The sequence below is a fragment of the Streptomyces torulosus genome, from assembly GCF_001419765.1.
Lineage (GTDB): Bacteria > Actinomycetota > Actinomycetes > Streptomycetales > Streptomycetaceae > Streptomyces > Streptomyces torulosus.
Map to the genome: position 1 here is coordinate 1 of NZ_LIRK01000217.1, position 9,714 is coordinate 9,714.

The following is a 9,714-nucleotide window of genomic DNA, read 5'->3' on the forward strand; positions in this document are numbered from 1 at the left end:
GAGGATGAGGTCGAGGGCGGCTTCGCCCCGAACCTGGACTCCAACCGCGCCGCCCTCGACCTCATCCTCGAGGCCGTCAACGAGGCCGGCTACACCCCCGGCGAGCAGATCGCCCTGGCGCTCGACGTCGCCGCCTCCGAGTTCTACAAGGACGGCGTGTACGTCTTCGAGGGCAAGGAGCGCACCGCCGCCGAGATGACGGACTACTACGCGGAGCTCGTCGACGCGTACCCGCTCGTCTCCATCGAGGACCCGCTGTTCGAGGACGACTGGGACGGCTGGAAGACCATCACCGAGCGCCTCGGCGACAAGGTGCAGCTCGTCGGCGACGACCTGTTCGTCACCAACCCCGAGCGCCTCGCCCGCGGCATCGAGGAGGGCGCGGCCAACGCGCTGCTCGTCAAGGTCAACCAGATCGGCTCGCTCACCGAGACCCTGGACGCCGTCGAGCTGGCCCAGCGCAACGGCTTCAAGTGCATGATGTCCCACCGCTCCGGCGAGACCGAGGACGTCACCATCGCCGACCTCGCCGTCGCCGTGAACTGCGGCCAGATCAAGACCGGCGCCCCGGCCCGCTCGGACCGCGTCGCCAAGTACAACCAGCTGCTGCGCATCGAGGAGATCCTCGACGACGCCGCGGTGTACGCCGGCCGCAGCGCCTTCCCGCGCTTCAAGGGCTGACCTGCCTTCCCGGCGTCCGCTCCGCGGACCACGGGCACAGCAAGGGCTGACACCAGTAGGGCGGCAGTAGGAAGCGTCGCACGTACGTCCCCGTACCCGGTCCCGTACCGTGTGCGGGGACGTACGCACGTAGGGCCCGTAGGAAGGGGAAGTGGGACATGCCCGTGAAGGACCGGGACCGTTTCTCCACCGCGACCCGGCTGAAGCTGCTCGGCGAGCAGACGGCCGCCCGGGTCTACCGCTCCCAGACCCGGCGCCAGGCCCGCCGCTCCCGGCTCACCGGCCGTGCCGCGCTGCTCGCCCTCGTCCTCTGCTCGATGATCGTGGCCCTCGCCTACCCCATAAGGCAGTACGTCTCCCAGCGAGCGGAGATCGCCGACATGCGGCGCCAGCGCCAGGAGGCACGCGAGCGCGTCGAGGAGCTGCGCGACCTCAAGGCGCGCTGGCAGGACGACGCGTACGCCGAGCAGCGCATCCGGGAGCGGCTGCACTACGTCATGCCGGGCGAGACCGGCTACACCATGATCGACCCGGACGCGGCGAAGCAGTCCCGCACGACGCAGGGGGCGGCCCACCTCCCCTGGTACACCAACGTCTGGGACGGGGTCGACAAGGCCGACGCCGCCGCCCGGTAACCGACCAGAGCTCCAGAGGACTTACGTACAGGTATGGACACGCCCCCGCCCTCCACCCCGCGCACCGAGCCCACCGACGCGGACGTCGAGGCCTTCCAGCAGCAGCTCGGACGCCCGCCGCGCGGACTGCGCGCGATCGCGCACCGCTGCCCGTGCGGGCAGCCGGACGTCGTCGAGACGGCGCCGCGCCTCCCGGACGGGACACCGTTCCCGACGACGTACTACCTGACGTGTCCGCGGGCCGCCTCCGCGATCGGCACGCTGGAGGCGAACGGCGTGATGAAGGAGATGACGGAGCGGCTGGCCCGGGACGAGGAGCTGGCCGCCGCGTACCGCGCCGCGCACGAGGACTACATCCGGCGGCGCGACGAGATCGAGGAGCTGAAGGGCTTCCCGAGCGCGGGCGGCATGCCGGACCGGGTGAAGTGCCTGCACGTCCTCGTGGCCCACTCACTGGCCGCCGGCCCCGGGGTGAACCCGCTGGGCGACGAGGCGATCGCGATGCTGCCGGAGTGGTGGGCGAAGGGACCGTGTGTGATTCCCGCCGAGGAGGACGCCCAGTGACCCGTGTCGCCGCCATCGACTGCGGTACCAACTCCATCCGGCTGCTCGTCGCCGACGCCGACCCCGCTTCGGGTGAACTCGTCGATCTGGAGCGCCGGATGACGATCGTTCGGCTCGGCCAGGGTGTCGACCGTACGGGCCGGCTGGCGCCCGAGGCGCTGCAGCGGACGTTCGCCGCGTGCCGGGAGTACGCGGCGGTCATCAAGGAACTGGGCGCCGAGCGGCTGCGGTTCGTCGCGACGTCCGCCTCGCGGGACGCGGAGAACCGGGACGAGTTCGTCCGGGGCGTCATGGACATCCTCGGTGTCGAGCCCGAGGTGATCTCCGGTGACCAGGAGGCCGAGTTCTCGTTCACCGGCGCCACCAAGGAGCTGCTGGGCCGGGACGATCTGGCCAAGCCGTTCCTGGTGGTGGACATCGGCGGCGGCTCCACGGAGTTCGTCGTCGGCGACGACCACGTGCGCGCCGCGCGCTCCGTGGACATCGGCTGCGTGCGGATGACGGAGCGGCACCTCGTCCGGGACGGCGCCGTCGTCGATCCCCCCGGCCCCGAGGAGATCGCGGCCGTCCGCGCCGACATCGAGGCCGCCCTGGACCTCGCAGAGCGGACCGTGCCGCTGCGTGAGGCGCACACCCTCGTGGGGCTCGCCGGGTCGGTCACGACGCTGTCCGCGATCGCCCAGGACCTCCCCGCGTACGACTCGACGGCCATCCACCACTCCCGGATCCCCTACGAGCGCGTCCGGGAGATCACCGAGGGGCTGCTGCGCTCCACGCACGCCGAGCGGGCCGCGATCCCCTCGATGCACCCCGGCCGCGTGGACGTGATCGCCGCCGGCGCGCTCGTTCTGCTCGCCATCATGGAGCGGATCGGGGCCGCGGAGGTCGTGGTGAGCGAACACGACATCCTGGACGGAATCGCCTGGTCCGTCGCGTAGCCGGGCGGCCGGAAATCGAGCGCCTCCCGGCGGGCTCCGGGCGCTTGTGAGGACCTGTTTACTACTCGCGGGTAGCCTCGGTTGAGCCGTTCGGATAACGTATGAGCGCCTCCGAGGGGTGCTCGGGCACCCCTCGTTGACGCGTCGCCGGGAAACTTCGTGAAGTTCTTCACAAGAGAATCGGCCCTGTTGGGCGACGTTTTGAGGCTGCGCAGAGCCTTCGGGGGCTCCAAGGGGTCCAGAGGGTGCCTTCGAACGGCCTCCTGGGGGTACTCGTCCGAGTGAAAACCGGGGCCCGATCGGAGTGTCGGCGAGGGGTCCGCGGAGCCGGAAGAGCAGTTCACGCGGCATTGACAACGGTCGGCCGTGCGGTGGGGTTCCCCCGTCGGACGGCAACCTGGATCAAGAGGGCCGCGCAGTGTAGCAGAGGGCCTGGGGAAGCTTGTGAAGGGGCGCACGAGCACCCCCCGGATGGCGGGTACATACTCGATGGCATGAGCACCACGGAGCGTCCCAGGATCCTCGTAGTAGGCGGTGGGTACGTAGGCCTGTACGCAGCTCGGCGCATCCTCAAGAAGATGCGCTACGGAGAGGCGACCGTCACGGTCGTCGACCCCCGGTCGTACATGACCTACCAGCCCTTCCTCCCCGAAGCCGCCGCCGGCAGCATCTCCCCGCGGCATGTCGTCGTCCCGTTGCGACGCGTGCTGCCCAAGGCGGAGGTCCTCACCGGTCGGGTCACCACCATCGACCAGGACCGCAAGGTCGCCACCGTCGCGCCGCTGGTCGGCGAGGCGTACGAGCTGCCCTTCGACTACCTGGTGATCGCGCTCGGCGCCGTCTCCCGCACCTTCCCGATCCCCGGCCTCGCCGAGCAGGGCATCGGCATGAAGGGCATCGAGGAGGCCATCGGCCTGCGCAACCACGTGCTGGAGCAGCTCGACAAGGCCGACTCCACGACCGACGAGGACGTCCGCCGCAAGGCGCTGACCTTCGTCTTCGTGGGCGGTGGCTTCGCCGGCGCGGAGACCATCGGCGAGGTCGAGGACATGGCCCGCGACGCCGCGAAGTACTACAAGAGCGTGTCCCGCGAGGACATGCGGTTCGTACTCGTCGACGCCGCCGACAAGATCCTCCCCGAGGTCGGCCCGAAGCTCGGCACGTACGGCAAGGAGCACCTGGAGGGCCGTGGGGTCGAGGTCTACCTCAACACCTCCATGGAGTCCTGCGTCGACGGCCACGTCGTGCTGAAGAACGGCCTGGAGGTCGACTCCAACACGATCGTCTGGACCGCCGGCGTCAAGCCGAACCCGGTCCTCTCCCGCTACGGTCTGCCGCTCGGCCCCCGCGGCCACGTGGACACCGCCCCGACCCTCCAGGTCCAGGGCACCGACTACATCTGGGCCGCCGGCGACAACGCGCAGGTCCCGGACGTCGCCGCCCGCAAGGCCGGCGTGGAGAACGCCTGGTGCCCGCCGAACGCGCAGCACGCGCTGCGTCAGGCGAAGGTGCTCGGCGACAACGTGGTCTCCGGTATGCGGGGCTTCCCGCAGAAGGAGTACGCGCACTCCAACAAGGGCGCGGTGGCGGGTCTCGGCCTGCACAAGGGCGTCGCGATGATCGTCATGGGCAAGATGAAGATCAAGCTCAAGGGCCGTCTCGCCTGGTACATGCACCGTGGCTACCACGGTCTGGCCATGCCGACGTGGAACCGCAAGATCCGTGTATTCGCGGACTGGACGCTCGCGATGTTCCTCAAGCGTGAGGTCGTCTCGCTCGGTGCGATCGAGACGCCTCGTGAGGAGTTCTACGAGGCGGCCAAGCCGGCGCCGGTCGCTGCGGCTGCGGCTGCCGCCAAGACCGAGGAGAAGGCCAAGGCCTCCTGACCTCTTCCGGTCACCTCTGCGTTCGAACCGAAGGACCTTCCGCCATCCGTGGTGCGGGGGGTCCTTCGGCGTTTCCTGGGGCGTCCAGTGGGTGGGGGGCGCCTGGTCGTCGGCGGGTGCGGGTTCGTCGTGGTGTCTCGCGCAGTTCCCCGCGCCCCTGAAGGGTTGGGCCTGCGGCCCACCCTTCGTCCTGAGCAGCCCCGGGGCTTTTCACAACACACCCCCTACCGGGACTACGGCGGAGCCCCGCCCGTGTTTACCGTGGCGTTGGACATTCCGGGATCTGTTGTCACGGAGGTGTGCGCCATGCAGGACGCCGCGTCGCGGCTGAAGACCCTGTTCGAGCAGGTGATCGGGGCCCCGCTCCCGGTCCGGCTTCGGGCGTGGGACGGTTCGGAGGCCGGCCCCCCTCAGGCCCCCGCGCTGGTGGTACGGAACCGCAGGGCCCTGCGCCGGCTGCTGTGGAAGCCGGGCGAGCTGGGCCTCGCCCGCGCCTGGGTCGCCGGTGACCTCGGCGTCGAGGGGGACCTGTACGCCGTGCTGGACCTGATGGCCGGGCACGTGTGGGAGCGGGACGACGACTCCCGGAGCCTCGCCGACGCCCTGCGCGACCCGCAGGCCCGTGCGGCCGTCCGGGGGCTGCTGAAGCTGGCCGGGCCCGCCGTGCTGGTGCCGCCCGAGCCGCCCCGCGAGGAGGTGCGCAGAACCCGCCATCTGCACACCAGACGCACCGACAAACGGGCCGTCAGCCACCACTACGACGTCGGCAACGACTTCTACGAGATCGTCCTCGGCCCGTCCATGGTGTACTCCTGCGCCTTCTGGGAGACCGACGACGGCACCACCACCCTCGAAGCCGCCCAGCGCGACAAGCTCGACCTCATCTGCCGCAAGCTCGCCCTCGCACCGGGGCAGCGCCTCCTCGACGTCGGCTGCGGCTGGGGCTCCATGGCCGTGCACGCCGCCCGCGAGTACGGCGTGCACGTCGTCGGCGTCACCCTCTCCCAGGAACAGGCCGCGTACGCCCGCAAACGCGTCGCGGACGAGGGGCTGACCGACCGGATCGAGATCCGCGTCCAGGACTACCGGGACGTCACCGACGGGCCCTACGACGCCATCTCCTCCATCGGCATGGCCGAACACGTCGGCGCCGACAAGTACCTGGAGTACGCCAAGAACCTGTACGCCCTCCTCCGGCCCGGCGGACGGCTCCTCAACCACCAGATCTCGCGGCGGCCGCAGTCCGACGAGAGCGCGTACTCCATCGACGGGTTCATCGACGCGTACGTCTTCCCCGACGGTGAACTCGCCCCCATCGGCACCACCGTGACCCAGCTCGAACGCGCCGGGTTCGAGGTCCGCGACGTGGAGTCCCTGCGCGAGCACTACAACCTCACGCTGCGCGCCTGGGTCGCGAACCTCGAAGCCCAGTGGTCCCGGGCCGTCGCCCTCGCCGGCCCCGGCCGGGCCCGGGTGTGGCGCCTGTACATGGCCGCATGCGCCCTCGGCTTCGAACGCAACCGCCTCGGCGTCAACCAGGTGGTCGCCGTGCGGACGCCGGAAGGAGGTGCCTCGGGGCTGCCGCTCAGGACCCGCACCTGGGGCGCCTGACCGCCCGTACGCCCGCGGGGCCCGTTCCGGGGAGGAACGGGCCCCGCGGTCTGCCGTGGCGGCGCCCCTACTCCGCCTTGATCGCGGCCAGCATGTTCAGCTTCGCCGCCCGCCGGGCCGGCCACATCGCGGCCAGGACGCCGACCGTGCCGGCCAGCAGCAGGAAGAGACCCATCCGGGCCCAGGGCAGGACCAGTTCGTACGTCGGCATCCGGGAGGCGACCAGTTCACCGGCCGCCCAGCCGAAGAAGACACCGAGGCCGATGCCGAGGACCCCGCCGAACAGGGAGATGACGAGGGACTCCAGACGGACCATCCGCTTGATGTTGCGGCGGTCGAGGCCGATCGCGCGGAGCATGCCGATCTCCTGGGACCGCTCGAAGACGGACATGGCCAGCGTGTTGATGACACCGAGGACGGCGACGATCACGGCCATGGCCAGCAGGCCGTACAGCAGGTTCAGCATCAGCGTGAACATCTGGGCGATGTCGGCGGAGAGGTCGTCGCCGTCCTGGATCTTGATCGCCGGGTTGTCGCCGAGGGTCTTCGCCAGCCGGTCCTTGGCGGCGTCCGAGGCGCCGGACGACATCTTCACCATGACCATCATGTCGGCCGGGCGGGTGTCGGCGGGCAGCCGTCGCTCCAGCGTCCGGTTGTCCAGGAGGATGCCCCGGATCAGCTCGTTGGCCTCGTAGACCCCCGCCACGGTCAGCTTCTGCCGCTCGCCGCCCTCGAAGCCGGCCGTGAACGACGTCCCGGCCTTCCAGCCGTTGCGCCGCGCGGTCTCCGCGTCCACCACGACCTCGGAGCCGCCGACCTTGAAGTCCCCGTCGTCGACGGCGAACTTCGTCAGCTCGCCGATGGCGCCGCCGTTGACGCCGGTGACGTACTCCGTCTGTCCGTCGATGCGGGACTCGGCGTTGCGCAGCGGCGAGACCGCTGTGACGCCCTCGGTGCCGCCGAGCTTCTTCTCGACCTCGGGGGAGAGGTAGCTGCCGCTGGCCATCGAGACGACGTAGTCCGCCTTGATGGAGTCGGCGGCCATCTTGCCGATCGCGGTCTGCAGGCTGCCCGCCATCACCGTCATGCCGGTGATCAGGGTGAGACCGATCATCAGGGCCGAGGCGGTGGCGGCGGTGCGGCGCGGGTTGCGCACCGAGTTCTGCCGGGCGAGCTTGCCGGAGATCCCGAAGACGCGCAGCACCGGGGCGGCGGCCGCGATCATCGGGCGGGACAGCAGCGGCGTCAGCACGAACACACCGATGATCAGCAGCACCGCGCCGATCCCCATCGGGGCCTGGCCGTCCGAGCCCTCGAGGGTCGTGGCGTACAGGACGGTGGCGATGCCCGCGCCGGAGAACAGCGCGCCGATCGTGTTCCGTACGACGAGGGACCTGGTCGTGGCCTTCGCGTGGACGCTGCTCATCGCCGCCACCGGCGGGATCTTCGCCGCGCGGCGCCCGGGCAGCCAGGCCGCCAGCATGGTGATCAGCACACCGACCAGCAGGGCGGTGGCGACCGTGCCGGGGGAGACCACCAGCGGGCCGTCGGGGACGGTCTCGCCGAGCGTGCTGATCAGCACCCGCATCGCGGCGCCGATGCCGACGCCGACGGCCAGACCGGCGACCGCGGCGACCGTGCCCACCACGAACGCCTCGATCAGCACCGTACGGGTCACCTGCCGGCGGGAGGCGCCCACCGCCCGCAGCAGGGCCAGCTCCTTGGTGCGCTGGGCGACCAGCATCGTGAAGGTGTTGGCGATGATGAACGTGCCCACGAACAGGGCGATGCCGGCGAAGACCAGCAGGCCGTTCTTCAGCCCGCTCATGGACGCGGCGATCTGCGTGGCCTGCTGGGAGGCGAGCTCCTCACCGGTGATCGTGGTGGCGACGTCCTTGGGGACGGCCTTGTCGATGGCCGACCGGAGCCGGTCCTGGCTGGTGCCGGGGGCCGCGGTCACGGTGATCTCGTCGTACGCGCCCGGGCTGTGGAACAGCTTCTGCGCGGTCGCGGTGTCGAACAGGGTGAGGCTGCCGCCGGCGGCGACGTTGCCGTCGTCGGTGCGGAAGACGCCGCTGACGGTGGGGCTGAGGACCGGGCCGTCGACGGACAGCCGGACGGTGTCGCCGACCTTGTACCCGGCGCGCTCGGCGGTCTTCGCGTCGATGGCGATCTCGTTCGGGCCGCGGGGCGCGCGTCCCTCCTCGATCGGGTACCGGGGGTCGTGCTCGCCCCAGTAGTTCCCGCCCTGGGACTGGAAGCCGCCGCCGATCAGCTTGCCGTCCTTGTCGGCGAGCGCGGTGAAGCCGGTGACCACCCCGGTCGCGGACTCGGCGCCGGGCACCTTCCCGATCTTCCTCAGCAGCTCCGGCGTCAGCTTCGGCTGCTCGGCGATCCGGTCGCCCTCGTCCGGGCGGTACGCCTGCTGGACCGCGACGTCCACCTGGTCGAAGCCCTTGGCGGAACTCTTCTGGTAGGCCTCCGAGATGGTGTTCGTGAAGACCAGCGTCCCCGACACGAAGGCGACGCCCAGCATCACGGCGAGCACGGTCATCAGGAGTCTGGCCTTGTGCGCGAGCACGTTGCGCAGGGCGGTACGGAACATGAAAGGGGTCCCTGTTCGGGGTCGGGTGGTGAGGTGGACGGGGTCGGCGGGCGCTGCCGCTCACCGAGGCGGGACGAACGCCGCCGGTCGCGGCACTAGCTGGTGCGGCCCTTGGCGTCGAACCGCTTCATGCGGTCCAGGACGGAGTCCGCCGTCGGCTCGTACAGCTCGTCCACGATCCGTCCGTCGGCGAGGAAGATCACCCGGTCCGCGTACGCCGCCGCCACCGGGTCGTGCGTCACCATCACCACGGTCTGCCCCAGCTCCCGAACGGAGTTGCGCAGGAAGCCGAGGACCTCGGCGCCCGAGCGGGAGTCGAGGTTTCCGGTGGGCTCGTCGCCGAAGATGATGTCCGGCCGGGAGGCGAGGGCCCGCGCCACCGCGACGCGCTGCTGCTGTCCGCCGGAGAGCTGGGAGGGCCGGTGGCTCAGCCGGTCGGCGAGACCGATCATCCCGATCACGGTGTCCAGCCACTGCTTGTCCGGCTTGCGGCCCGCGATGTCCATCGGGAGGGTGATGTTCTCCAGCGCGGTCAGCGTCGGCAGCAGGTTGAACGCCTGGAAGATGAAGCCGATCTTGTCCCGGCGGAGCTTGGTGAGCTGCTTGTCCTTCAGGGAGCCCAACTCGGTGTCGCCGATGCGCACGGATCCGGCGGAGAAGCTGTCCAGGCCCGCCACGCAGTGCATCAACGTGGACTTGCCGGAACCGGAGGGGCCCATGATCGCGGTGAACTGGGCCTGCCGGAAGTCGACGGTCACCCGGTCCAGGGCGACGACCCGGGTCTCGCCCTGGAC

The 9,714-nt window shown here is 70.6% G+C and carries 8 protein-coding genes; 6 read left to right on the plus strand and 2 right to left on the minus strand.

The window, feature by feature from the left end:
• The 6 genes from eno to AOK23_RS15920 form a co-directional block, all read left to right on the plus strand.
• A partial coding sequence (gene eno / locus AOK23_RS15895; protein WP_276205737.1) for a phosphopyruvate hydratase occupies positions 1 to 681 on the plus strand: 681 nt, incomplete at its 5' end.
• 158 nt (positions 682 to 839) lie between these two features.
• The gene (locus AOK23_RS15900; protein ID WP_055713371.1) at positions 840 to 1,316 is read left to right on the plus strand and encodes an FtsB family cell division protein; all 477 of its coding nucleotides are present in this window, start codon (positions 840 to 842) and stop codon (positions 1,314 to 1,316) included.
• 33 nt (positions 1,317 to 1,349) lie between these two features.
• On the plus strand, positions 1,350 to 1,880 hold the full coding sequence (locus AOK23_RS15905) for a DUF501 domain-containing protein (RefSeq protein WP_055713372.1): 531 nt from the start codon (positions 1,350 to 1,352) through the stop codon (positions 1,878 to 1,880).
• Complete coding sequence (locus AOK23_RS15910; RefSeq protein WP_055540668.1) at positions 1,877 to 2,818, plus strand: Ppx/GppA phosphatase family protein; 942 nt, start codon at positions 1,877 to 1,879, stop codon at positions 2,816 to 2,818. The genes AOK23_RS15905 and AOK23_RS15910 overlap by 4 nt, the downstream gene beginning before the upstream one ends.
• A 494-nt stretch (positions 2,819 to 3,312) precedes the next feature.
• Positions 3,313 to 4,704, plus strand: a complete 1,392-nt coding sequence (locus AOK23_RS15915) for an NAD(P)/FAD-dependent oxidoreductase (RefSeq protein WP_055713373.1) — start codon at positions 3,313 to 3,315, stop codon at positions 4,702 to 4,704.
• A 306-nt stretch (positions 4,705 to 5,010) separates the two neighbouring features.
• Positions 5,011 to 6,315, plus strand: coding sequence for an SAM-dependent methyltransferase (locus AOK23_RS15920; RefSeq protein ID WP_055713374.1), 1,305 nt, complete (start codon positions 5,011 to 5,013; stop codon positions 6,313 to 6,315).
• Positions 6,316 to 6,382: 67 nt separating this feature from the next.
• Here the strand turns inward: AOK23_RS15920 and AOK23_RS15925 are convergent, their stop codons facing one another.
• Positions 6,383 to 8,920 carry an ABC transporter permease gene (locus AOK23_RS15925; protein WP_055713375.1) on the minus strand — a complete coding sequence of 846 codons (2,538 nt, stop codon included), beginning with the start codon at positions 8,918 to 8,920 and terminating at the stop codon, positions 6,383 to 6,385.
• A 95-nt stretch (positions 8,921 to 9,015) separates the two neighbouring features.
• A partial coding sequence (locus tag AOK23_RS15930; RefSeq protein ID WP_055713376.1) for an ABC transporter ATP-binding protein occupies positions 9,016 to 9,714 on the minus strand: 699 nt, incomplete at its 5' end.

What these genes read in the sequence shown, in the direction of transcription:
- AOK23_RS15925 (WP_055713375.1), bottom strand. Translation starts at nt 8,920, where the DNA reads ATGTTCCGTACCGCCCTGCGCAACGTGCTCGCGCACAAGGCCAGACTC.
- AOK23_RS15915 (WP_055713373.1), top strand. Translation starts at nt 3,313, where the DNA reads ATGAGCACCACGGAGCGTCCCAGGATCCTCGTAGTAGGCGGTGGGTAC.
- AOK23_RS15905 (WP_055713372.1), top strand. Translation starts at nt 1,350, where the DNA reads ATGGACACGCCCCCGCCCTCCACCCCGCGCACCGAGCCCACCGACGCG.
- AOK23_RS15920 (WP_055713374.1), top strand. Translation starts at nt 5,011, where the DNA reads ATGCAGGACGCCGCGTCGCGGCTGAAGACCCTGTTCGAGCAGGTGATC.
- AOK23_RS15900 (WP_055713371.1), top strand. Translation starts at nt 840, where the DNA reads ATGCCCGTGAAGGACCGGGACCGTTTCTCCACCGCGACCCGGCTGAAG.